This window comes from Glaciecola punicea ACAM 611 (genome assembly GCF_000252165.1).
Lineage (GTDB): Bacteria > Pseudomonadota > Gammaproteobacteria > Enterobacterales > Alteromonadaceae > Glaciecola > Glaciecola punicea.
This window is the reverse complement of record NZ_BAET01000018.1, coordinates 13,120-38,021: the sequence shown is the minus strand read 5'-3', so window position 1 is coordinate 38,021 and position 24,902 is coordinate 13,120. Positions and strand designations below refer to the sequence as shown.

Annotated in this window: 23 protein-coding genes; 19 read left to right on the top strand and 4 right to left on the bottom strand. The window is 43.0% G+C overall.

Annotated elements, in window-relative coordinates; all coding sequences use genetic code 11:
• Positions 1-105: 105 nt before the first annotated feature.
• The gene (dnaB, locus tag GPUN_RS08125) at positions 106-1,521 is read left to right on the top strand and encodes a replicative DNA helicase (protein WP_006005439.1); all 1,416 of its coding nucleotides are present in this window, start codon (positions 106-108) and stop codon (positions 1,519-1,521) included.
• Between the two features lie 117 nt (positions 1,522-1,638).
• Here the strand turns inward: dnaB and GPUN_RS08120 are convergent, their stop codons facing one another.
• Both GPUN_RS08120 and GPUN_RS08115 read right to left on the bottom strand, forming a co-directional pair.
• Positions 1,639-2,835 carry an OmpA family protein gene (locus tag GPUN_RS08120; RefSeq protein WP_006005437.1) on the bottom strand — a complete coding sequence of 399 codons (1,197 nt, stop codon included), beginning with the start codon at positions 2,833-2,835 and terminating at the stop codon, positions 1,639-1,641.
• A 347-nt stretch (positions 2,836-3,182) separates the two neighbouring features.
• Positions 3,183-3,650 carry a transcriptional repressor gene (locus GPUN_RS08115; RefSeq protein ID WP_006005435.1) on the bottom strand — a complete coding sequence of 156 codons (468 nt, stop codon included), beginning with the start codon at positions 3,648-3,650 and terminating at the stop codon, positions 3,183-3,185.
• Between the two features lie 326 nt (positions 3,651-3,976).
• On the opposite strand from GPUN_RS08115, the gene nudC reads away from it, so the two are divergent.
• The 8 genes from nudC (at position 3,977) to GPUN_RS08070 (ending at position 10,665) form a co-directional block, all read left to right on the top strand.
• On the top strand, positions 3,977-4,744 hold the full coding sequence (gene nudC / locus GPUN_RS08110) for an NAD(+) diphosphatase (RefSeq protein WP_006005434.1): 768 nt from the start codon (positions 3,977-3,979) through the stop codon (positions 4,742-4,744).
• A gap of 70 nt (positions 4,745-4,814) precedes the next feature.
• Positions 4,815-5,879: a uroporphyrinogen decarboxylase gene (gene hemE, locus GPUN_RS08105; RefSeq protein WP_040520691.1), complete on the top strand. Its 1,065-nt coding sequence runs from the start codon at positions 4,815-4,817 to the stop codon at positions 5,877-5,879.
• Between the two features lie 274 nt (positions 5,880-6,153).
• Complete coding sequence (locus GPUN_RS08095; protein WP_040520713.1) at positions 6,154-6,471, top strand: hypothetical protein; 318 nt, start codon at positions 6,154-6,156, stop codon at positions 6,469-6,471.
• A gap of 136 nt (positions 6,472-6,607) precedes the next feature.
• On the top strand, positions 6,608-6,814 hold the full coding sequence (locus tag GPUN_RS08090; protein WP_006005424.1) for a cold-shock protein: 207 nt from the start codon (positions 6,608-6,610) through the stop codon (positions 6,812-6,814).
• A gap of 480 nt (positions 6,815-7,294) precedes the next feature.
• A complete protein-coding gene (gene ybaK / locus GPUN_RS08085) occupies positions 7,295-7,765 on the top strand; it encodes a Cys-tRNA(Pro) deacylase (RefSeq protein WP_040520711.1) in 471 nt (156 codons plus the stop codon).
• Positions 7,766-7,854: 89 nt separating this feature from the next.
• The gene (locus tag GPUN_RS08080; protein ID WP_006005420.1) at positions 7,855-8,775 is read left to right on the top strand and encodes a glutaminase; all 921 of its coding nucleotides are present in this window, start codon (positions 7,855-7,857) and stop codon (positions 8,773-8,775) included.
• A 95-nt stretch (positions 8,776-8,870) separates the two neighbouring features.
• Positions 8,871-9,377 (top strand): DUF3087 domain-containing protein, encoded by a 507-nt coding sequence (locus GPUN_RS08075; protein ID WP_040520689.1) that lies wholly within the window; start codon positions 8,871-8,873, stop codon positions 9,375-9,377.
• 88 nt (positions 9,378-9,465) lie between these two features.
• The gene (locus GPUN_RS08070) at positions 9,466-10,665 is read left to right on the top strand and encodes a DEAD/DEAH box helicase (protein ID WP_006005414.1); all 1,200 of its coding nucleotides are present in this window, start codon (positions 9,466-9,468) and stop codon (positions 10,663-10,665) included.
• 98 nt (positions 10,666-10,763) lie between these two features.
• On the opposite strand, the gene dps is transcribed toward GPUN_RS08070, so the two are convergent.
• Positions 10,764-11,333 (bottom strand): DNA starvation/stationary phase protection protein Dps, encoded by a 570-nt coding sequence (gene dps, locus GPUN_RS08065; protein WP_006005412.1) that lies wholly within the window; start codon positions 11,331-11,333, stop codon positions 10,764-10,766.
• 289 nt (positions 11,334-11,622) lie between these two features.
• Positions 11,623-12,816: a tRNA epoxyqueuosine(34) reductase QueG gene (gene queG / locus GPUN_RS08060; protein ID WP_006005409.1), complete on the bottom strand. Its 1,194-nt coding sequence runs from the start codon at positions 12,814-12,816 to the stop codon at positions 11,623-11,625.
• A gap of 6 nt (positions 12,817-12,822) precedes the next feature.
• On the opposite strand from queG, the gene GPUN_RS08055 reads away from it, so the two are divergent.
• From GPUN_RS08055 to GPUN_RS08010, 10 genes are all read left to right on the top strand, one after another.
• The gene (locus tag GPUN_RS08055) at positions 12,823-14,328 is read left to right on the top strand and encodes an NAD(P)H-hydrate dehydratase (RefSeq protein WP_006005407.1); all 1,506 of its coding nucleotides are present in this window, start codon (positions 12,823-12,825) and stop codon (positions 14,326-14,328) included.
• Positions 14,325-14,804 (top strand): tRNA (adenosine(37)-N6)-threonylcarbamoyltransferase complex ATPase subunit type 1 TsaE, encoded by a 480-nt coding sequence (tsaE, locus tag GPUN_RS08050; RefSeq protein WP_006005405.1) that lies wholly within the window; start codon positions 14,325-14,327, stop codon positions 14,802-14,804. Before GPUN_RS08055 ends, tsaE begins: the two co-directional genes overlap by 4 nt.
• Positions 14,801-16,228, top strand: a complete 1,428-nt coding sequence (locus GPUN_RS08045; protein WP_006005403.1) for an N-acetylmuramoyl-L-alanine amidase — start codon at positions 14,801-14,803, stop codon at positions 16,226-16,228. The genes tsaE and GPUN_RS08045 overlap by 4 nt, the downstream gene beginning before the upstream one ends.
• A 30-nt stretch (positions 16,229-16,258) precedes the next feature.
• Positions 16,259-18,181 (top strand): DNA mismatch repair endonuclease MutL, encoded by a 1,923-nt coding sequence (gene mutL / locus GPUN_RS08040; RefSeq protein WP_006005401.1) that lies wholly within the window; start codon positions 16,259-16,261, stop codon positions 18,179-18,181.
• On the top strand, positions 18,178-19,113 hold the full coding sequence (gene miaA / locus GPUN_RS08035; RefSeq protein ID WP_006005399.1) for a tRNA (adenosine(37)-N6)-dimethylallyltransferase MiaA: 936 nt from the start codon (positions 18,178-18,180) through the stop codon (positions 19,111-19,113). Before mutL ends, miaA begins: the two co-directional genes overlap by 4 nt.
• 65 nt (positions 19,114-19,178) lie before the next feature.
• Positions 19,179-19,424 carry an RNA chaperone Hfq gene (gene hfq / locus GPUN_RS08030; protein WP_006005397.1) on the top strand — a complete coding sequence of 82 codons (246 nt, stop codon included), beginning with the start codon at positions 19,179-19,181 and terminating at the stop codon, positions 19,422-19,424.
• 18 nt (positions 19,425-19,442) lie between these two features.
• Entirely contained in the window at positions 19,443-20,726 is a 1,284-nt protein-coding gene (gene hflX / locus GPUN_RS08025; RefSeq protein WP_006005395.1) for a ribosome rescue GTPase HflX, read from the top strand.
• 134 nt (positions 20,727-20,860) lie between these two features.
• Positions 20,861-22,021: an FtsH protease activity modulator HflK gene (gene hflK / locus GPUN_RS08020; RefSeq protein WP_006005393.1), complete on the top strand. Its 1,161-nt coding sequence runs from the start codon at positions 20,861-20,863 to the stop codon at positions 22,019-22,021.
• Positions 22,022-22,906 carry a protease modulator HflC gene (hflC, locus tag GPUN_RS08015; RefSeq protein WP_006005391.1) on the top strand — a complete coding sequence of 295 codons (885 nt, stop codon included), beginning with the start codon at positions 22,022-22,024 and terminating at the stop codon, positions 22,904-22,906.
• A gap of 258 nt (positions 22,907-23,164) precedes the next feature.
• A complete protein-coding gene (locus tag GPUN_RS08010) occupies positions 23,165-24,772 on the top strand; it encodes an AbgT family transporter (protein ID WP_006005389.1) in 1,608 nt (535 codons plus the stop codon).
• Positions 24,773-24,902 lie beyond the last annotated feature (130 nt).

Below are 24,902 nucleotides of genomic sequence, written 5' to 3'. Positions count from 1 at the left end.
AGTAAAACTGCCATACAAAGGTATGCTATCTTATCCAATTCTGACGAGACAAACCGTTTCGCTTAGCGCATAATAACCAACTGTTTTTAAACTTTAAGGATTTTTGTGGCCCAGGCACCCAATCAACCGTCTTTTTCTGCGACTAAGAACAAATCGCAAGACGACGATATCGCAAGACTCAATACGCCCCCGCACTCTTTAGAGGCAGAACAGGCTGTATTAGGCAGTATTATTCAGTCGATAGACGCATGGGATAAAGTCGCAGAAGTACTCATACAAGAAGATTTTTATAATCGCTCTCATCGCGTTATCTTTACGGCCATTACGCGTCTAATTTCTAAGAGCAGTGCAGCCGACCCAATAACCTTGAAAGCTGAGCTAGAACTACACAATGAACTTGACGATGTAGGTGGTTTTAGTTACCTAGTTAATTTAGCCAGAAACACGCCTAGTTCTTCAAACATAACCGCCTATGCAAACATAGTGCGAGAGCGCGCGGTGGTGCGTGAACTTATAGGCGCGGCTAACGACATTGCCGATGTTAGTTTCAACCCACAAGGCCGTGACAGTAGAGAGCTGCTCGATTTAGCTGAAACCAAAGTGTTCGAAATAGCAGAAAAGCGCACAGCGGCTAACGAAGGTCCTATAAGTGTGTCTACCGCTTTGCAAAAAACGGTTGGGCGAATTGAAGAGTTAGCTAAGTTAAAGAAAGCGGTGACGGGTGTATCAACCGGATACACTGACCTTGATAAAAAAACCAGTGGCTTACAGCCCTCTGATTTGATTATTGTTGCTGCACGTCCCTCAATGGGTAAAACAACGTTTGCCATGAACTTAGTTGAAAATGCTTTACTGCTGGAAGATAAGCCAGTGCTGGTGTTCAGCCTTGAGATGCCGTCTGAACAAATTATGATGAGAATGCTTGCCTCTTTGAGCCGAGTTGATCAAACCTCAATACGCACAGCGCGCTTAAACGACGACGACTGGGGTAAAATTCAATCAAGTATGGTGATGCTAAAAGAAAGAGATAATCTTTATATAGATGACTCATCAGGACTAACGCCCATGGAAGTGCGCACGCGAGCGCGTAAATTAGCGCGGGATAAAGGCGGTATCTCTATGATAATGATTGATTATTTACAGTTAATGCGTGTGCCTACTTTGTCAGAAAATAGAACCTTGGAAATTGCAGAAATATCAAGATCGTTAAAAGCCTTGGCAAAAGAGTTGAAGTGTCCCGTTGTTGCGTTATCGCAGCTTAATCGTGGCTTGGAGCAAAGGGCTGACAAACGACCCATTAACTCAGACCTGCGAGAGTCGGGTGCAATTGAGCAGGACGCCGATCTTATTATGTTTATATACAGAGATGAGGTGTATAACGAAAATAGCGACATTAAAGGAGTTGCTGAAATTATTATTGGTAAACAAAGAAACGGCCCTATTGGTACCACACGATTAACGTTTCAGGGTCAGTTTTCTCGTTTTGATAATTATACGGGTGCAGCTTACGGTGAAGACTAACTTACGATTTTGTCAGTGAACGTAGCACACAACTATGACCATAAAAAAAGCCCCGAAGAATTAGCATCTTTGGGGCTTTGTTATTTGGGGCTAGTGCTTTACTAGCCTTTTTGTTTCTTAGAGATTAACGTTAGTATCGACCAAGGTGCTAACTTTAACTTCTATGCGACGGTTAAGACGGCTTGCTTCAGCTGTATTAGCGGTGCTCTTAAGTCTTGTCTCGCCGTAACCAACTGTTTGTAAACGAGTACCATCTACACCGTATTCTTCAATCAGAAGGGTACGTACTACATTGGCGCGCTTTTCAGATAGCATCTGGTTGTAGTCAGTTTCACCTACCGCTGAGCTATGGCCTTCAATAACCGCTTCGGTAGTGGGGTGCTGCTCCATGAAAGCAGCGAACTCTTGAATGCGAGCCGAATCAGGATTTGCCACTACGCTGCTGTTATTAGCAAACAACATATTAAGCGCCACTGATACTTCTCTTTTTTCCATGAGGCTACAGCCGTCAGCGCCCACTTTGTCGTTTGCAGGTGTGTTTAAGCACTTATCAACGTTGTCAAGAATACCGTCGTTGTCTGCATCGCCAACTACACAGCCGCGTGCGTTAACTACCGAGCCGGCAAGTGTCATAGGGCATTCATCTTGTGCGTTTAATACGCCATCGTTGTCCATATCGATGGCACAGCCTGTCGCATCAACCTGCGTACCTGCTAACGTTCCTGGGCAACGGTCTATGCCATCGCTCACGCCGTCGCCGTCGCTATCAGGGCTGTATACGCTGGTGTTAACACCAAAAACGTAGGCTAAACCTACTTTTGCGCTATATTCTCTGTAGCTTTCACCGAAGTCGTGATAGGCAGCAAGCTCAGTTACTAAACGAATATTATCAGTTAATTCCCAATGCTTACCAACACCGGCAGCGGCCATGCGGAAGTTGTCACTGTTAAGCGATTGCTCGCGCATACCGCCGAAGAAATATGCAACATCATTTTCTAAGAAATACATGGCGTCAACGCCTAGTAAAGTGCCGTCTTCGTCTCTTGCTAATGGATCATTTTTGTCGTTGTCGATTAACAAACGACCTAATTCAAATCTTATTGCCCATGAAGGATCAAAACGAAATCCACCTTCAAGGCCAAAGCCTCTGCCGTCATTAAGTCCGCCAACAGGTTCGATCTTTTCAATGTCAGCACCATAATACTGCGCGAATCCGCCTACCCAGCTTTCATAGGGAGGGGCTTCTTGTGCTTGAACTGAAGTAGTCAATGCCGCAGCTAAGGCCGCAGCCACACAGATTGTAAGTTTTTTCATTATCAAATTTCCTTTTCCTGTATTCGAAGTTGTTCTTGTACACAGCATTTGTGGTGCAATGTAAGTAAGTATTAATAGCGCCGACGTTTTATACTAGGTATCTACACAAAATTTTAAGTAAGCGCTGCCAAAATTGCTAATAGTGTGCGAATATTTTTGGGACCTCTCGCTTTGATGTGCATAATATAGATGTCTATTGATAAAACAAGCGCTGATATACCAAAGTAGCAAATAATTTTTCTAATTCTTGTTATATTGCTACGTCGTCTGGTTTACGATTTCTATGAGTAATTTCATCTGAAATTAGCCTTGTCCTTTATTTACTTGCTAAAAATATAAATGAAAGATTAGCTATCTCTGTTGTTAACTTGGCACTTTTGACAAATGCCATGAGCTTCTATGGTTTGACTAATTATTTGAAAGTTATTTTGTCTGGCTTGTAGCTCTAGTGTTTCTTCTACCCCTTCAGAGCTGATTTCTTGAACGTCGCCGCAGGCGTCACAAATTAAAAACTGCACGGGGTGTGAACAGCCGAAATGATGACATGCCTTAAAGGTGTTAGTCGACTCAACTTTATGCACAAGGCCCAGTTCCAAAAAGAAGTCTAACGCTCTGTATACGGTAGGTGGCTTAGCAGAATCTTCAATTAGTTTTAGTTTGTCGAGCAGGTCGTATGCGCCTATCGAGGAATCTTCTTGTAGCAGTATTTCGTAAATCCGAGCACGAAGTGGCGTAAAGCGAGCGCCTTTTTCTTCACAAAAAGTTCGAGCCTTGATAAACAAAAGTTGTTTACTCTTATTAAGGGCTACGCTCACGATTTTTTCATACTTTTGGCACGCCTCTTGTTTACAATAGCCCAAATTACCTTAGCGCAATTTGTCTCAATTCAATGTATGTTAATAGGATCTTTGAATGATAGCATCTTAAGTCTACAGGATTCCTATTTCATGATCACCTATTAATAAGCCTAAGTATATCATTCAAGGGATTGTGAACAAGTCGTTATATACGTAAAGTGTTATAGTTGTAAAATAAAAAATGTTAAATCTAAATTATTTATGCACAAGGTCAGTGTCCATTGAAAAGTAAATCCCGCCTATTTTTTGTATTTATCAATCACAAGATCCTATTAAAGCGCTCAGTGGCCAAGATTAATAGTGGCATTAGCAATGAGCAATCTTTAGCCGATTTAGTCGGTTTACCTGCGGCATTGGCTCATTATCAAGAACAGCAGCAGTCCCTAGTAATGAGCAGTGAACACGGTGAGCATTGGTTAGTTGACATTCACCATATAGAATTTGTAGAAGGGGAATATCGTTTACATACATTAAGAGAGTTGTTGGGTTTTTTATCACGCGAACATTTTCAATATATTGCGCAAGCATGGCAATATGCATTGTTTTTACGTACACACCGATATTGTGGGCGCTGCGGTGAAGAGCTACGAAAGGTTACATGGGAAATGGCGATGCACTGCGATAAGTGCAAACATAGGGTCTATCCACGTGTATCTCCGTGTATTATTGTGGCTATTCATAATGGTTCGCAAATTTTATTAGCGCAAGGCGTAAGGCAATCAGGCGGGGGGTATTATTCAACCTTAGCCGGGTTTGTGGAAAGTGCAGAATCGTTAGAGCAGGCCGTGCACCGAGAGGTTATGGAAGAGGTAAGCGTGCGCGTAAAAAATATTGAATACTTCGACAGCCAGCCGTGGCCATTTCCTCACTCATTAATGGTGGGGTATATTGCTGAATATGACGGCGGTGATATAAAGGTAGACGGTAAAGAAATTCACGATGCACAGTGGTTTGATATTGACAATATGCCCAACACGCCACCTAAAGTTTCCATTGCAGGACACTTGATAGAAGAAACGCTGCGACGAATAAAGAAAAATCAAAAAAAATAGCGTATACTTTCGCGCAAAATTAATAGTCAGACATTCCTTATATTAGTTAGACAGAGATTGCAGCTACCTTATGACGACATTGAAAAACGATAGATACATCCGCGCATTACTCAAACAACCTGTAGATGCCACGCCCGTATGGATGATGCGCCAAGCAGGTAGATACTTACCAGAGTATAAGGCTGTTCGCAAAGAAGCCGGTGATTTTATGGCAGTGTGTACTAATCCTGAATTGGCATGTGAAGTTACATTACAGCCACTTCGCCGATTCAAGCTAGATGCCGCGATCCTTTTTTCTGATATTCTGACTATACCAGATGCAATGGGTTTAGGTTTGTACTTTGAAGCCGGCGAAGGTCCGAAGTTTAAGCACCCAATAAAGAGTCTGGCGGATGTTAAAAAACTGCCCAATCCTGATCCTGAAATAGAGCTCAAATACGTGATGGACGCGGTACGCACAATACGTAAGAACCTCAAAGGTAGTGTGCCGCTAATTGGGTTTTCTGGCAGCCCTTGGACGCTAGCTACATATATGATTGAAGGTGGTTCAAGCAAAGCGTTTACCAAAATCAAGAAAATGGCCTTTGCTGAGCCGCAAACATTGCACTTATTACTCGACAAAGTTGCTGATTCTGTCATTACATATTTAAATGCACAAATAGCGGCTGGTGCCCAGTCGGTCATGATATTTGATACATGGGGTGGGGTGTTGAGCCCTCGAGACTATAAATTGTTTTCACTGCAATATATGGAAAAGATCGTGGCTGGCCTTACGCGCGAGTACGAAGGCAATAAAGTGCCTGTTACATTATTTACGAAAAACGGTGGCATGTGGCTCGAGTCTATTGCGGCAACAGGTTGCGATGCACTTGGGCTAGACTGGACTATTGATATTGCTGATGCTAAAGCACGAGTAGGTGACAAAGTTGCGCTGCAGGGTAATATGGACCCATCGGTTCTGTATGCAAGTAAAGAGAGGATAGAACAAGAAGTGCAAGATATTCTGGCCGGTTTTGGCGCGGGAGAAGGACATGTGTTTAATTTAGGGCACGGCATTCATTTAGATGTCCCGCCTGAAAATGCCGGTTATTTTGTTGACGCGGTGCATAAGTATAGTAAGCAGTATCATAAATAAAGACTCCATTTATAGGCGGTGAGTTGTGCCTTTGTAAAATAAAATTGTACGCCTAAGTATATTTTGCATAAAGTAATGGGCACAATTTCCGATAAAGAACCCGCCGCAAAAGAACTTGAGGTGACTTATGATAATCGTTTTGAGCTAGGAACTATTTACTTTTTTACGTTAACTGTATATTATATGCAGGAGCGAATGGTTAATCGTAATACCTGCTGTTTTACGTGTGTGTCTTTTGCAAAGCCAGCAACCATGTAAGAGTGAAATGACAATTATGAAACCTTATGCAAATATAAGCGAGTTAATTGAAACCTTAGAGTTGGAAATAGCATCTTTGAGTGATACAATAAAAATCTTGAATAAAGAACCGCAAAGCGTTAACGAACAAATCATCTTTAAGTATATCGATACTCGCAGTACAGGTAAAACAAAAGATTACGTTAGGGGCTTAGATATTAAATCTGAGCGTGGCACTTTATTTTCGTCCGGCGATGTAAGCAAGCTTATTAAAGACGGAGCAGATGATATTTCATCTGAATTGCTAGGAATAGCGAAAAAAGTCGTCAATATAAGAAAAAATAGCGGTAATTAACGTTAATTCGTATTATAGTAAGACGTAACAATTCAAAGCTCTACCGCTATTGTGGGTGAGCAAGATTAAAGTTCTGATTATGTGATGGTGATAGCAAATCAGAATTATATTTTTCACCAAATATAAAGAGAGTGTTATGAGTAAAGGTACAGTTAAGTGGTTCAATGCAGATAAAGGTTTTGGCTTTATTACTCCTGAAGACGGTAGCAAAGATTTGTTTGTTCACCATTCAGAAATACAAGCTGGTGGCGGTTACGCTACATTGAACGACGGCCAAGCGGTAGAGTTCGAAGTTGGCCAAGGACAAAAAGGTCCATGTGCAAATAAAGTTGTTGCTATCTAAGTAATAATGCATATTTGGGTAGCGGGAGGTTTTACCTCCAGCTACCACATTTCAAAGATGCTTTCCTCAAGCAAATAACATTCATATTTTCCTGAAAAATTCCCCAGCTGCTTACTCTAAAAAAATTCTTCCTTTCTAAAAAGCTAGTATCATTTCTAAATTTTACTGAGAATAAGTGCGAACTTAGCGTTTAAATTGCTTTTATATAGCTACAATTCGGTAGGAGATTGTTTCCCCCTATATTTGGAGCATATACTTGTTTGATAATAAGCACGTATTAATCACAGGTGCAACTGGTTCCTACGAAAAAACGTTTTCTTCCTTAACCGCTCTTAATACCAGATTCTATGTGCTACATTACGTTGAGTACCATCAGTTAACTTAATGAGCTACAACACTTACTTACTTTTACTAGCGCAGCATAATGTGGGCTCTATTGACACAATGTATGTATGCATAAAGGTACAAGCGAGCAACGATATGACCCCTGCGATTGATATCCTAATAGAGCAAAAAGTAGTATTTCAACTTCATCGTTATTCGCACGACACGCAAGCAGGTGCATATGGAGAAGAAGCTGCGAAAAAGCTAGGTATTGCCTATGAGAAAGTGTATAAAACGCTTGTTATTGCAGGAAGCCAAGGTCAAATGGCGGTAGCGATAGTGCCTGTGTCTCACAAATTGAGTATGAAGAAAATGGCAAAAGCACTCGCTTGGAAAAAAGTAGCATTGGCTGACAAAGAACAAGTAAGTCGTTCTTCAGGGTATGTGATCGGTGGCGTTAGCCCTTTAGGGCAAAAGAAGTCCCTAAGGACTATAATTGACAAGTCTAGTGTTGCGTTTCCTACCATTTTTATCAGTGCCGGAAAAAGGGGCTTGGAGATAGAGCTAAGTTCACAAGATTTAGCTTTCCTAACTAAGGCCAAATTTGCTGATATTAGCGGAGACTAGCAAGCAAAGCTTACCTTATCACATCCACAAAACAACCTAAATTCAGTTATAATGTTAGCGTACAGCATCCATAATAAAATAGGATAATTTTGCAAATAATCATAGATGAAATAGCCTCGAACATGATGCAACTGCAGGATAAAGGCAATGTCGCTAGCTATATTCCTGAGCTTGCGAAAATAGATGCAAATCAATTTGCAATAAGTGTGGCTTTGCCTAACGGTGAGATTTTTAATGCGGGATGCTTTAAAACCTTGTTTTCTATCCAAAGCATTTCAAAAGTATTCACGCTCACTTTAGCCCTAGACAAGTTAGGTGAAACGCTTTGGTCTCGCGTAGGTCGAGAACCTTCGGGAGACCCATTTAATTCCATAGTGCAGCTTGAACATGAACATGGTAAGCCTCGGAATCCATTCATTAATGCAGGCGCCATTGCGGTAGCTGATGCAATTATGCAGGGTCATAAATCTAGCAAAATGTTAGCCGAAATACTCCATTTCGTGCGTTTTTTAGCCGATGATCAGAGCATTGGGATTGATGAAAATGTTGCGCGCTGTGAAGCACACAGCGGTGCTAGAAATATCTCATTAGCCTATTTTATGGCCTCATTTGGACAGTTTGAGAACCCTGTTCCGGATGTGTTAAACACTTATTTCAGCCATTGCTCAATTGCGATGAACACAGAACAGTTAGCAAAAGCTGGACTATTTTTGGCGAATAATGGGAAAAATCCAAATACAGGTTTCCCTATTGTGTCATCTCAACGCGCCAAGCGTATTAATGCACTCATGCTAACATGTGGACACTACGACGGTTCTGGCGAGTTTGCCTTTAGAGTCGGCTTGCCAGGCAAAAGTGGGGTGGGTGGCGGAATATTGGCTATTGCACCTGGCAAAGCTTCCATTGCCGTATGGTCGCCTGGTCTTGACACTATTGGTAATAGTAAATTAGGCACTTATGCGCTTGAATTATTTGCGGCTGAAACGGGCTGGTCGGTTTTTGGTGATTAGCCTCAAACAAAGCCAGCCCTAGTGGCGCGCCGCCTTGGTTAATAATATTATATGCTTATTTTTTTGTTTTACATTTACCCTTAGAGCTACCTTATATGCAATTAATAAATATAGATAAAACGCGCTACCGTCGGCACTTAAATCGAGTAATTGTTGCTTGTATAGCGACCCTGGCGATTGGGAGCTTAGCAATTTCACAAACGCTTATTGCTTTGTTTCCTGATGAGACCGGAAGCCACTTTCATTGGAACTTGACCGGCGTCATAATTTGTACGTTGAGTGTCGGGTTGCTGCTCAATAAGTATCGTAAACATACGTTTATGACAGAAGTTGTTTATGTGTGGGACCTTAAACAAGCGCTCAATAAAATAAATCGAAAAATGATGAAGCTAAGGCCAGCTAGCCTTGCCGGTAATGCCGATGCAATGCTGGCCATTCAATATAGTTTTGCAGGCTCTAAGCTACTGTGGCAACTAGACGACAACACCATAATCATGGATGAATTAGTTATACAGCAAGCAGAGCTAGACAGTCTAGCCACAAAATATGGGATAACTATTGATGTTGAAAAATATGATGACAGCATACTGCGCAATTTCTAAATCTAAATAAAGTCAACATTAATATTTGCTTGGCGCCGTCTGTGCTATACTTTGTCGCCTAAATATTTCACAACATAAGCAAACACACATGAGTTTTTCCGCTTTAGGGCTTAGTAAAGAGCTGGTCAGTGCTGTAACTGACAAAGGCTATACCACCCCAACACCTATTCAAGAGCAAGCAATTCCGGCAGTATTGTCAGGAAAAGATGTAATGGCAGCCGCGCAAACCGGTACAGGTAAAACCGCAGCGTTTACACTGCCTTTAATTCAGCGCTTTGCCACAAATTATTCAGAGCCAAGGCCAAATCATATTAAAGCCTTAGTATTAACACCTACTCGCGAATTGGCTGCTCAAGTAGCAGCGAATATTGACGAATACAAAGTGAATACTCCTATTCGATCAACGGTGGTTTTTGGCGGCGTGTCAATAAACCCGCAAATGAAACATTTACGCCGCGGCTGTGACATTTTGGTGGCAACACCAGGGCGTTTACTCGATTTGTTTCAACAAAATGCAGTTAAATTCTCTGACGTGTCAGTGCTTGTGCTAGACGAAGCTGATCGTATGCTTGACATGGGCTTCATACACGACATAAAACGTATTTTGAAACTGTTGCCTCAAAAGCGCCAAAATTTATTGTTTTCAGCAACCTTCTCTGAAGATATACGTGGTTTAGCCAGTCGCTTGGTCAATAATCCCGTTGAAATTTCCGTGACGCCAAACAACGCAGCTGCCCCAAGCGTAGAGCATTCAATTGTATATCTTGAAAAAGCCAATAAAAGTAAGCTTTTAATTCATTTAATTGAAAGCAATGGTTGGCAACAGGCCTTGGTATTTACGCGCACGAAACATGGCGCGAACAGATTAACTAAGCAGCTATGTAGTCACGAAATTTCAGCAGCAGCGATCCACGGTAATAAAAGCCAAGGTGCACGCACTAAAGCACTGGCATCGTTCAAAAATGGTGAGTTACGTATTTTAGTAGCCACTGACATAGCTGCGCGCGGCATAGATATTCAGCAGCTTCCTAACGTAGTGAATTATGATCTACCCAACGTACCTGAAGATTATGTGCATAGAATTGGTCGAACCGGTCGTGCAGGTTCAGTCGGGCAGGCCGTCTCATTTGTAACGGCCGAAGACTTTAAGCAGCTTAGTGATATACAAAACTTAATACAGCAAGTCATTCCAGTGCTACATGTTGAGGGTTTGTCTTCTAAACAAAAATTGCCTGAAACTAGGCTCAAGCAGCCAAAAGTCAAAAAACCAAAAGTGAAACAGTATTAAGTTAGGAAAAAAAAGTTAGCAACAAAAAAGCGGTCCTGGAGACCGCTTTTTTATTTTCTGGCGCTTTGATTAACAGCTTTGCACAATAGTTCTCAAAACTATGATGCTGCCGATGCTGCGCCAGATTCAGTACTCTCACCGGCCGTTGACAAATTGCCATCGGCAGATTCTAGATGCGCTCTTACAAACCACTGAAATTGTTCAAGTGCGGTTAATTGCTCTATCAACATATCTTCCGATACTGGGTCAAGGCCGACCATTTTGCCGATCGCCTTTCGGTGATCGCCATTTACGCCATTATAAACCATGTCTAGCGCACCCAGGTGCTCAAGCACTAAGGCTTTACCCAAAGAATAGTCTTGCCATGACCGACGATCTACTATCGACTTAGGCGTTCCTACGGGCACGCCGCCCATAGTGGCAATTCTTTCGGCAATGGTGTCAACCATTTCACGAACAGATTCAACCTGTGGGTCTAACATTTCGTGAACACCAATAAAGTTTGGCCCTACTACGTTCCAGTGAACATGTTTTAGGGTAAGGGACAAATCGAGCAGTGAGACCATGCGATTATCTAAAATAGCAACTGCTTTGTCTGCATGACTGTCGTCCATTCCAGGTACTGTAAATTGTGTATTAGCTTGGTTATTTTGATTACTATTAGTCATTATTCCTCCAGTGTGGTTAAAACTAAGCGATAAGTAATAAGGTGTATAAAACTGAAAGCTAGATAAAATGTTTTAGCTCAAAGGTTTGAATAATTACTTATCCCCACGTTCAAATAACCAAGCATTAAGGATGCCAATTGACGCACAGTACAGGTGAGCGCCCTTGATACCGAGCTTTGGCTAGGAGCACGTAAAATTAAATAAAGCAATGAAGGGCCTTTTGTAAGCAAAAGTGGGAAAAATTGGCAGAGAATTTTGTAAGAGTTACATGTACAGGTAGGCCAATTGATTATGCGTCGCGCGGCAGGCCCTTTTGCACAATACGGATAAGGCGCTCGTGTTGTCTAGTGCTGACTGCCTTTTCCGGATTTGCCTTACGTGTTTTTTGCTCGGCAATAGCCCACGCGAAATGTTCTTTTAATACATCTGACACAGCACAAGACAGCGCTCGCTGCAAACTTGAAAGTATCTGTTCGTCAAAACCCGCATTGCCCATGGCAATGGATAGGTTTCTTTGCCAACTTTCATACCCTATTCGGCGAATGGGCGAACCTTGGGTTTTTTCTAAAAACTCAAGCTTTGTTAATTCAAATAGGCTAACAAGACTAGCGCCTTGCAGAAATTCTTTAGCGAAAAAATCTTTCTCTTGCGTTACTTCCGCATACCTATTCCAAGGGCATACCAGTTGGCAATCATCGCAGCCATAAATACGATTTCCCATTGCTTTTCTGTATACCAATGGGATGACACCTTTATGTTCAATGGTGAGATATGAAATACAGCGTCTTGCATCTAATTGGTAAGGCGCTACTATCGCTTGAGTGGGACAAATGCTGATACATGCAGTGCAGGTGCCGCAGTTTTCTTGGGCACTTTCATCAAGAGGTAAAGGAATATTCACAAACAGCTCGCCCAAAAAGAACCACGACCCAGCTTCTTCATTCAGGGTAAGTGTGTGTTTGCCCGTCCAGCCTAAACCCGCTTTTTGCGCAATAGCGTGCTCTAGCACTGGCGCAGAATCTACAAATGGTCTGTAATCTAAGGCTTCACAATGCTGCTTTATACGTTCTCCTAGTTTTTTTAGACGAGAACGCATCACTTTATGATAGTCACGCCCAAGCGCGTATCGGCTGATGTAGGCTTGTTTATCATTTTGTAAGTTGTTTGCAAACTGAGCTTCTGGCGGAAGGTAGTTCATGCGCACGCTGATAATACGACAGGTGTTAGGGTGAAGTTTTTCGGGCGCTAAGCGCTTGTCAACGTTGCGCGCGAGGTAGTCCATACTGGCGTGATAACCCTTCTCCAAATAGGCTTCAAGCATGGGTTTTTGCTGGCTTACGTCAATGTCACACACGCCCACTTGCTGAAAGCCTAGCGCCTTGCCCCAAGCCTTGATATTGTTAGCAAGTGCAAGTAAGTCAAGGCAAGAGCTGTCATTGACGTCTGCGTGCGCGCTACCGTTAGTTGAATTTATTAAGGACATTCATTTATGCTGCAAGAGAAATTTAACCATAGCTTAACACAAAAATTATATCGAACTGATCAAGTAAGAATGCATGAGCAAGCCGCGGCAAAAACACTCGGTATAGATATGTTTAGCTTAATGCAGCGCGCAGGTGCCTGCGTGTATCAGCACTGCGTTACTCTATTTCCTAATGTAGATAATTATTTGGTAGTCGTGGGCAGCGGCAATAACGCAGGCGATGGCTATGTGGCGGCGCTTAGTGCTTATAACGCGGGTAAAAATGTGCGCCTGTGCGCCGTGCAAACAAATAAAGAAGTTGCTGGTGATGTGAAGCGCGCGCAGGTTGATTGGCTTGCGTGTGGCGGTAAAGTAGAGGGGCTGACAAAAGCCTTTGTAGATAAAGCAGATATCATTATTGATGGTTTATTAGGTACCGGGATAAGTGGCGCAGTTAGACCAGACTTCGCGCAAGCCATTACACTTGTCAATAACAGTAATAAGCCTGTGGTTAGTATAGATTTGCCTAGCGGCTTAGATGCAAACACAGGCGCTGCATTGGGAAAGTGCATTGTAGCAAGCGCTACGGTCACTTTTGTGGGCATAAAACTTGGCTTAACCACATCAACTGGCATAGAGGCCTGCGGTCAGCTTATATTTGAAGATTTAGGCATTGGAAAAGCGTTTGCTAGTATTGCTAAAAGCGATGCAAGCGCATTAGATTTGAAATATCTTAAGGGTTTAGCGCCGCGCTCAGTGAACAGTCATAAAGGCACGCACGGCCGCTTGTTATGTGTAGGTGGAAACGAAGGAATGTCAGGCGCTATTCGCATGACATCCGAAGCGGCGCTTCGTGCTGGTGCGGGTCTGGTGAAAGTATTTACACATCAAAATTCTATCGTACAAATTAGTGCAGGCAGACCTGAACTTATGGTGGTAAGTTCAGGTCTCAAAGAGATGCTAAAATGGGCAAGCTGTATCGTCATTGGTCCTGGTTTGGGCCAAGACGAATGGGGTAAACAAGCTTTTGACGCGGTAATGCTGCACTGTCAACATACGTCAAAACCAATAGTGATAGATGCAGATGCCTTGAATTTAGCCGCGCTTGATACCGAGTTTGTTACGCTAAGAGACTCTATTATTACGCCACACGTGGGTGAAGCAGCGCGTCTGTTAAACGTCTCTATTGCAGAGGTTGAGGCAAATCGATTTGATTTTGCTAGGCGCTGTTCAATACGCTATAAGGCTACCTGCGTATTGAAGGGAGCGGGCAGTATCGTCGACAATCAACGCCATGCTTGGGTCTGCAGGCATGGTAATCCGGGCATGGCAACGGGCGGTACGGGCGATGTATTAGCCGGTATCTTAGGCTCTTTAATGGCGCAAGGACTCAGTAAAGACATGGCTTGTTTATACGGGGTGTCGATTCATGCGAAAGCAGGTGATATAGTAGCGCAAAAATATGGGCAGCGCGGATTATTAGCTAGTGATTTGTTTGCCACCGTTAGATTACTAATAAACGAAAAAGAATGAAAATAAAGCAGTATTGCAGCAGCGAAGCCGACACCCGTAATGTCGCGTTTATTTTGGGAAAAGCCTTTACCGAAGAAGGTTACGGGGGGACATGCACATTTTTGCGCGGTGACTTAGGTGCCGGTAAAACGACTTTTAGTCGTTTTTTATTGCATAGCTTAGGGCACAATGGCAATGTTAAAAGTCCTACCTATACGCTAGTAGAACCCTATGAACTAGGCCCTAACACCTTATTTCATTTTGATCTATACCGGGTAGCAGATCCAGAAGAGCTTGAGTTTATGGGCATACGGGACTACTTTACTCCTCAAAGTGCTTGTTTAGTGGAGTGGCCAGAAAAAGGACAGGGGCTATTGCCGGTCCCCGATTTAATTGTTGATATTAGCTATCATCGCAGCGGCCGTATGTTCGAATTTGAAGGATTTAGCCCTTTTGGTCTGCTTTGCATAGAAGGGCTAAAGAGTAACAGGCAATGAAAAAGTCAGCAGGTACCTATGTAAAGCAGGCCAACAGCGCTATTGCGTTATTTGTATATCTTACGTTTACAGTGTTTGCGCTTTTTATAGGCTGTGTTCAAAGTGTGTCTGCAAAACAGGTAAATGTGACAGATGTGCGCTTTTCTGACTCTCGCGATTTAGCGCGCATAGTACTCGAATTCGACGAACCACCAAGTTTTTCTTACTTTTCGCTGGCTAATCCCGAGCGCGTTGTCATCGATTTACAAAATGTAGACAACGCATTCAATTTTTCGAGTATAGGGCTGTCGGGCAATAAAGTCAGCAAGTTGAGACATTCCACGCCAATAACGTCTAAAGATAGTCGCATAGTGATTGAAACCAACAAGAAACTTAGCGTTAGACTATTCACTTTAACGCCAGCGGATGAAGACGTTAAGCAGGCGAGGCACCGGCTAGTGATTGAACTTATTGACCCTAATCCTCCATCTGAGGTCGCCATAAGTAATGCGCGCTCGAATAACGCTGATCCAAATGTTGCCGTTAATGCTTTGGAACCTGACCGTGACAGAGATATTATAATAGTAATAGATGCAGGGCATGGAGGTGTTGATCCCGGCTCAATTGGCCCCGCGGGTACCTACGAGAAGCACATCACATTAAGCATTTCAAAAATGCTGGCCAGGCAAATTAATGCACAACCTGGCTTACGCGCAGTGCTAACCCGCGAAGGCGATTACTACATATCTCCAAACGACAGGCCTGAAATTGCGGTTAGAGAAAACGCCGATTTGTTAGTCTCTATCCACGCTGATGCATTTACTTCACCCCAGCCAAGAGGTGGTTCGGTTTGGTTTTTATCTAAAGGCAGAGCCGACAGTGAACTGGGCCGATTGCTGGAACAAACCGAGCGTAGCTCACAGCTTCTTGGCCCCGCCGCAGATATAATTGAAGATAGAGATACCGAACGTTACTTTGCAGAGACTATTTTGAATATGTCGATGGATTTATTTCGTGCATTAAGTTACGAGCTTAGCCACGAGCTGATAAAGGATATGAAAGGGGTTACAAGGATGCATAAAAGCCTGCCGCAAAGCGCCAGTTTAGCAGTGCTTACAGCACCAGAAACGCCTTCTATTTTGGTAGAAGTTGGTTTTATTTCTAATCCTCAAGAAGAAAAAAATCTTAATTGGGCTGAGCATAGGCAGCGTTTAGCAAATGCAATGTACACGTCTATTAAACGTTATTTTAAGAAAACGCCACCCGATGGAACCGCTTGGGCTTTAGCTAAGTATTCCCAACCCCTTAGTCATAAAGTGGTCAGCGGCGAGTTTCTATCACTCATTGCCCAGCGTTACGGGGTGAGTGTTAAAGCGTTAAAAATGCAAAATAAGCTCAACTCTGATTTGCTTCAGGTTGGCCAAGTATTAACGATACCCAAATAGTGTCCGATTTTTCTTCGTGAGCAAAGTATAATGGTAGACATAACGAATACTTCACCAAGCGGCTCAGCCGTGCACAGGCCAATAAAGATATTGTCGCCTCAATTAGCAAACCAAATTGCCGCAGGCGAAGTGGTTGAGCGCCCGGCGTCGGTGGTCAAAGAATTACTTGAAAATAGCTTAGATGCGGGGGCTACTGTGGTGCTCATTGAAATCGAGCAAGGCGGCCAAAAGCGTATATTAATTCGTGACAACGGCGCGGGTATTGCTAAAGATGAGTTAGCCCTTGCCTTGAGCCGTCATGCTACCAGTAAAATTAGCAATATAGATGACTTAGAACACATAACCAGCATGGGGTTTCGCGGTGAAGCACTTGCTAGTATTAGCTCGGTAAGTCGATTAAATCTTACGTCAAAACCCAGTGCTCAGGCACAAGCATGGCAAGCGTGCGCTGAAGGTAAACAAATGCAGGTTGAGCTTAAGCCTGCCGCGCATCCAGACGGTACTTCAATTGAAGTGCTTGACCTTTTTTTCAATACTCCGGCAAGACGCAAGTTTCTTCGCACTGGTAAAACAGAGTTTCAACACATTGAGAATATTGTCAAAAGAATCGCGTTAACCCGACCCGATGTGCAGTTTGAGCTAAAACACAATCAAAAGCTTTGCTGTAGATATCCCCGCGTTAAAGATATTGCGAAGCGAATTGAGCAAGTGTGTGGTAAAAATATGCTGCTTAACTGCACGCCAATAGACTATTCCTTTGATGGGATGGTGTTAAGCGGCTATTGCAGCAAGCTAGGCCACGGCATTGCCACCCGTGATTTACAATATACTTTTGTAAATGGTCGCATGGTGAAAGATAAGCTCCTTGCGCATGCACTGCGGCAAGTTTATGAAGACACACTGCCACCGCAAAGCTTTGCAAGTTACGTATTATACTTGCAAGTATCACCTCAGCAAATAGACGTAAACGTACATCCAGCGAAGCATGAAGTCAGATTCCATCAGTCAAGACAGGTCCATGATATTGTGTTTAAAGCCGTTAACGACGCTATTAGTTACTACGCTGATAACGCTGCGACGAGCGGCAAGAATGTGCTAGAGGCGCCCAGTCATAACTATATTCAAACCTTAAGTCCCGCTCGCAGCGATAGTTCAAACAAAGATGGTATGAGCACTAATTTTGTAAATAACGATTATAGCGACACTCAAGGCAGCAGGTCGCAATCACCGCTTGGATTGGCGAAGTCTTCACAGCACCGCTCAAATGTACCCGCAAGAAGAGAAATAAAAGCCAACCATGACTTTTATGCAGGCATAGATTTACCAAGCTCTTCGCAGCACCCCTTACCAACAGTTGAGCTCACTAAAGCCACCCAGCATAATCAAGCGGCTCATTCTAACGAAGGCCAAAATGAGCAACATAGACAGCTAGCAAGTCCTTCTTTGACTATGCATCATTATCTTTATAATTCACCATATGTAGTACTAGCTCGCGGTGAAAATCTAGATGTGCTGCCTATAAGTAAATTGCTGGCAAAGATAGTTAAGATAAGAATCTTGGACTCTACCATTGCACAGCCTTTGCTAATGCCGGTGTCTGTTGAAAACAAGCTAAGCATAAAACAAACTCAGTTAGATTATTTTGCAAACATGAACATGCTAATGTCGGTAAGCCATCAAAAGCTTATTTTGAAACAGGTCCCTTGTGAGCTTCGTCAGTTGCCTTGGGCGAGTATTTTTCCCCAGCTCATAAGCGCTGAAATTATTGCTCATAAACTTGATGCAGATATACTTGCCAGCACAATCGCGTTAGCGTGGCTCAGGAGTCTTGAGGTAACAAGTAGTATGCTGAACGGGTGGATGAATGAGTTAGGCGCACAGCAGTTGCAAACATTGTGTGAAAAACATGCGAAGTCACTGCATTTGTCAACTTGGATGTCACCAGATAAATGAGTATTGAGGCAGAAAAGAATGATGCGCTGCCCACTGTAATATGCATAATGGGCCCCACTGCGTCTGGCAAAACAGCTTTAGCAATTGAATCGGCCAAGGTTTTAAACGGTGAGGTAATAAGTGTAGATTCAGCGCTGGTATATAAAGACATGGATATAGGCACCGCTAAACCGAGCTTACAAGAGCAAAGTGGGGTTACTCATCATTTAATTGATATTATTAGCCCTCAAAACAGCTACAGTGTGGCTAACTTTATGTCAGATGCCCAAAATGCAATTGTTACCGTGTTGGAAAAAGGTAAGCAGCCTATACTGGCCGGTGGCACCATGATGTACTTTAATGCTCTTATAAATGGCTTAAATGAGCTACCAGCCGCTGAACCAAATATTCGTCAACAAATTAGTGAAATGACTTTAGCTAGCGTACATAAGCAGCTAAGCGAAGTAGACCCTCAAAGTGTCCTGCGTATCGATAAAAACGACGCCCAACGTCTAACTCGCGCGCTTGAAGTGTTCATGGTGTCGGGTAAATCACTGAGCCATTTTCAGGCGCAGCAAAAAGTGCGTTTACCATTTAACTTTTGTCAGTTTACCATAATGCCTCGTCAGCGCGCAGATCTCCATGTGCTAATAGAGCAGCGTTTTGACAGCATGTTACTCAGTGGACTTGTACAAGAAGTGAAAGAATTATTAGTGCGTTATTCGCTAGAAGCTGACATGCCCTCTATGCGAAGCGTCGGCTATAGGCAAGTGTGGCAATATTTAGAGGGTGAGTATAGCTACTCACAAATGCGTGAGAGAGGAATTATTGCAACACGACAGTTAGCCAAGCGCCAGCTAACTTGGTTGCGGGGATTCAATGATGTTACTGCACTTGATAGTGCAGATTTTAATAATCTTCAAAGACTTGTACAAAAAGTGGGTGCAACCTAAGACACAATTATGTACACTCAAAGCGGTCGTATAATATAAGCCGATAATAAAAATAAGGATGACTAATGGCAAAAGGTCAATCACTGCAAGACCCGTTTTTAAACGCACTACGTAAAGAGAGAATCCCTGTAGCCATATACCTTGTTAATGGTATAAAATTGCAAGGACAAGTTGAGTCTTTTGACCAATTTGTGGTTTTATTGAAAAACACAGTCAGTCAGATGGTTTACAAACATGCTATTTCTACTGTTGTGCCTTCGCGCGCAATAAGCATGCCTACAGAGCAGTCAGACGACACCACATCAGATTAACTAAGCTGGAGCATTTATTTGTTTGATCGTTACGAGGGCGGTGAACAGGCCGTACTAGTTCATATAGACTTTTCAGACGAACAAAACAAAGAAGATATAGACGAACTACAGCTGTTAGTATCTTCTGCTGGCGTAAATAACGTGGGCATTGTTACTGCATCGCGCAAAGCACCTCATGCGAAGTTTTTTGTGGGCACTGGAAAGGCACAAGAGATAGCAGACACAGTGGCTGCACTTTGTGCAGACCTTGTAATATTTAACCATGCTTTATCACCTTCACAGGAGCGCAACCTCGAAAAGTTGTGCTTGTGTAGAGTCCTAGATCGCACCAGTCTCATTCTTGACATATTTGCTCAACGTGCGCGTACCCATGAAGGTAAACTGCAGGTTGAACTTGCGCAACTTCGTCATATATCAACACGCCTCATTCGAGGCTGGACACATTTAGAAAGACAAAAAGGCGGCATAGGCTTGCGCGGGCCGGGCGAAACGCAACTTGAAACTGACAGACGCTTATTAAGAGGGCGCCTTAAAACTATTTTGAAACGCCTTGACAAAGTGCAAAAGCAGCGTGAACAAGGACGACGATCTCGTAAGCGGGCGGAAATACCCACCGTTTCCTTGGTAGGGTATACTAACGCCGGCAAATCTACCTTATTTAATACCATAACCGACGCTGGGGTTTATGCTGCTGATCAGTTATTTGCTACCTTAGATCCCACCTTGCGCAAAATTGAATTACAAGAGGTGGGTCAGGCTATTTTGGCTGACACGGTAGGATTTATTCGTCATTTACCGCACGATTTGGTGGCCGCATTTAAGGCTACACTGCAAGAAACGCAAGAAGCGACGCTATTACTACACGTGGTTGACTATGCAGATGAGCAATATGCAGAAAACATGGGTCAAGTAAATGACGTGCTTAAAGAAATAGAGGCTGATGAAGTTCCTCAGCTTATAATTTGCAATAAGATTGACCGCCTAGACGGTGTGGTGCCTAAAATTGATCGCGATGATGAAGGTAGGCCAACAAGAGTATGGGTGTCGGCTCAAAACGGCACAGGGATTGATTTATTAAAACAAGCCCTAACTGAGTGTTTACGCCAAGAAATGGTGAACTATACCTTAGCAGTCCCGGCGGGAGATGGAAAAATTAGAGGCATGCTGTATGAGTTAAATTGCATTAATGAGCAAGAATACTCTGATACAGGTGACTGGATAGTTAGTATCACCATGATGGCCTCGGACTGGCATAGGATGGATAAAAAAGTGGATAACAGACTCAGTCATTACATCATTTAATAATCCACACAAGCAAATCAGTTTTTAAACAATAAAAATGCGAATACTTTATAAGAATTTAATTTGATTTTTACAAATCTATTCATCTACAGACAGCGTATAAAGCGTGTAAATTTTAACTTCGGAGTGAATGTATGGCTTGGAATGAGCCGGGTGGTAATAAAAACGACCCTTGGAAAAAAAGCGGTGGCAAAGAGCAAGGTCCACCAGATATAGATGATGTACTTAAAAACCTGTTCGGTAAATTCGGAAAAGGCGGGGGTAATGGCGATGGCGGAGGAACATCAACAGGGCCTAGCTTAGGCGGAAAGAGTATTGGCTTGATAGCAGTAGTTGCTCTGTTGATTTATGCATTAAGCGGAATATACACTATTAAAGAAGCAGAGCGTGGTGTAGTACTTCGCTTCGGTGAATTTCATTCTTTGGCTTCACCAGGCTTGCAGTGGCGCTTTCGCTTCATTGACGATGTAATCCCAGTCAACATTCAAGAAATCCTATCTTTGGGTTCGTCGGGCTCTATGCTAACAGAAGACGAAAACGTTGTTACTGTGGACATGGAAGTGCAGTATAGAGTGGTTGATCCCAAACAGTGGTTGTTTGCTGTGCAAAATCCACAAACGAGCTTGTCTCAAGCTTTTGATAGTGCAATTCGCTATGTGGTGGGTCATTCTAGAATGGATGAGTTGTTAACGGCTGGTAAGGAAGTTGCTCGCCAACGTGTGTTTGAAGAACTTCAGGGTATTATTGATCCTTACCAGATGGGTGTTGCGATTGTTGACCTCAACTTTACTAACGCGCGTCCACCAAATGAGGTTCGTGCAGCCTTTGACGACGCCATAGCAGCGCAAGAAGATGAAGAGCGTTTTATTCGTGAGGCCGAGGCCTATGCGCGTGAAATCGAACCACGTGCTCGTGCCTCGGTGAACAGATTAAACGAAGAAGCTCAAGCTTACAAAGAAAGGGCGATACTAGAATCCCAAGGTGAAGTTGCCCGCTTTGAGGAATTGTTGCCACAGTATGAAGCTGCACCGGTGGTGACCCGCCAACGGCTTTATTTAGAGACGCTCGAGAGTGTTTATTCAAACGTTACAAAAATAATGATAGACACCGAAGGCGGTGGCAATATGATGTTCTTGCCCCTCGATAAGATAATGGAGAGACAAGGCCAAGCGCCAGCAACAGGCACGATGGGCACATTGGAAGGTTTGCGTAATCAAGGGGCAGATTCTGATAATCAGCTCCCTGACCCCATGCTTAACACCGGTCGCATAAACAACCGTTCGGGGAGAGATTAAATGGTAAAAAACTTATCCATAATTATAGTAATTTTAGCACTTCTTATTGGCTATAGTTCAGTATTTGTAGTTAAAGAAGGTACTCGTGCAATAGTGATAACCTTTGGTAAAGTTCAGCAAGAAGCTGATGGTACTACCGCAGTGCGTGAACCAGGCTTACATTTTAAAATCCCTGTGTTTGACAAAGTAAGAACGCTTGACGCCAGAATACAGACGCTTGATGAAGGCTCTGATCGCTTTGTGACGAGTGAAAAAGAAGACTTAATAGTTGATTCGTATGTTAAATGGAGAATCGAAGATTTTGCTACGTACTTCCTTTCTACAGGCGGCAACAGAGTGCAAGCTGAGGCGCTGCTTAAACAGCGAGTTAATAACGGCCTGCGTGCAGAGTTTGGTACCCGTACAATCCAGCAAATTGTATCAGGTGAACGTACTGAATTAATGAATTCAGCTATGTCACAGGCTTCTGAAGGCTCTGACGAGTTAGGCATTAAAATTGTTGACGTTAGGGTAAAGAAAATAAATTTACCTGAAGAAATCAGTATTTCAATCTTCAACCGTATGCGCGCCGAGCGTGCAGCGGCGGCTAGAGAATATCGTTCACAAGGTAAAGAGCAGGGCGAAATTATAAAAGCGAATATAGATGCGCGAGTTGAAGTAATGTTGGCTGATGCCCAGCGTAATGCTCGACAGCTTCGTGGCGAAGGTGATGCCCAAGCAGCTAATATATATGCACAAACCTATAATAAAAATCCAGAGTTTTACGCATTTTTGCGCAGCATGGACGCTTATCGTAACAGCTTTAACAGCAAGCAAGACGTGCTTGTCATAGAGCCTAACAGTGACTTCTTTCGATTCTTGAACGACAGTTCAGGTAAGCCATAAAGAGTGTTACTACCGTAACAGCAGGTCAAGAGGATTGATAAAAATCCCACAGAATTAAAAATCTGTGGGATTTTTTTTTGTACTGCTGTGAATTGTTTGAGTATTAAATTGTATTGGCTTTGCAGGCAGATTAAGCAATGAAATAAACAATTATTTTTGTTATTCTTTAGCCGTTTAGTAGCAAACAAATGTTGAAAAATCTAACGTGGATTAGTTTAGATATAATCGTTTACCATAAAAATTATAAAAGAGGTTGTTTTGTCGAGTAACAATGCAAATAAAAATACACCTAATAGCGCAGACACGCACAATGCAAACGGCTGGTTTTCTCGTTTTCTAGCGAGCGTAGAATGGCTAGGCAACTTGCTTCCGCATCCCATTACCTTGTTTGCTTCGTTAGCCGTCTTTATTGTGATACTCAGCGGTATTCTTGGCTACTTTGATGTCAGCGTAATGGATCCTCGTCCAGTAGGCGCAAGTGGTCGTGAAGCCGATGGTATAATAGAGGTCATTTCTTTATTAAATGCCGACGGTCTGCGCCAAATTGTAACGGGCCTGGTGACTAACTTCACCGGCTTTGCACCTCTAGGAACAGTCCTTGTGGCGCTTCTTGGGGTGTCGTTAGCGGAGCATTCAGGTTTATTAAGCACTATTATGCGTTCAATGGTAATGAACGCATCGCCGCGCATGGTAACGCTGGTTATCGTCTTTGCGGGGATAATTTCTAATACTGCATCTGAGCTTGGTTATGTGGTTATGATCCCGCTCGCTGCTATGATCTTTCATTCATTAGGTCGCCATCCTATTGCAGGCTTAGCGGCCGCCTTTGCCGGCGTATCGGCAGGTTATAGTGCTAACTTATTCATTGGTACGGTAGATCCACTGCTTGCGGGTTTTACTCAGAGCGCTGCTCAAATTCTCGATCCTGAATACTTGGTGAGCGCAGAAGTGAATTGGTATTTCATGATTGTATCAACCTTCTTAATTGCGGGCCTTGGCGCATTCGTTACTGAAAAAATAGTAGAGCCGCGCTTAGGTAAATACGATCCTAGCGAAGCAACAATCGATTTAGCCAAGCAAGAAATAGGTAAAGTAACCGCCTTAGAAATAAAGGGCATGAAATGGGCCGGCGTCACATTTGTGGCCTTATTAGGTCTTTTAGCGCTAACCGTGGTGCCTGCGGATGGCGTGCTGCGTAACCCTCAGACCGGTCTGGTGGCAGGTTCTCCATTTTTAAAAGGTATTGTTGTTTATATATTTGTCACATTTGCAATACCTGGTTTTGTGTATGGCAAGATAACGGGCAGTATGAAAAACGATCGAGATGTAATAGAGGCGATGTCTAAGTCAATGAGTTCAATGGGCTTGTACATAGTGCTAGTGTTTTTTGCAGCTCAGTTCGTGGCTTTCTTTAAATGGACTAATTTAGGCACAGTATTAGCAGTAAAAGGTGCCGCTTTTTTACAAGCCACAGGGTTTGATGGACCTGAGGTATTCGTACTCTTTATTTTAATGTGTGGTTTGGTTAACTTATCACTTGGCAGTGCTTCGGCGCAATGGGCAATAACTGCACCAATTTTTGTGCCTATGCTGATGCTAGTTGGTTACTCACCAGAGGTAATTCAAGCGGCCTACAGAATAGGAGACTCGGTGACTAATATTATTACCCCTATGATGAGCTACTTTGGCTTAATACTCGCTATTGGCGTGAAATATAAAAAGGATTTAGGTATTGGGACCTTAATTGCAACAATGCTGCCGTACACTATGATATTCACCGTTGGTTGGATAATTTTATTCTATCTATGGGTATTTGTGTTTGCCTTACCGGTAGGACCAGGTGCACCTACATTCTATAAGCCCTAAGCGGTGTATTAAATTGTTTTTATACCGGCAATGCTTTATCACAGCTTTGTGAAGCATTGCCGGTAATTCAATCAGTCTAAATCCGCTTAGCCTGCGTACCTAAATTAATATCTTAAATAAAACAAAAAGT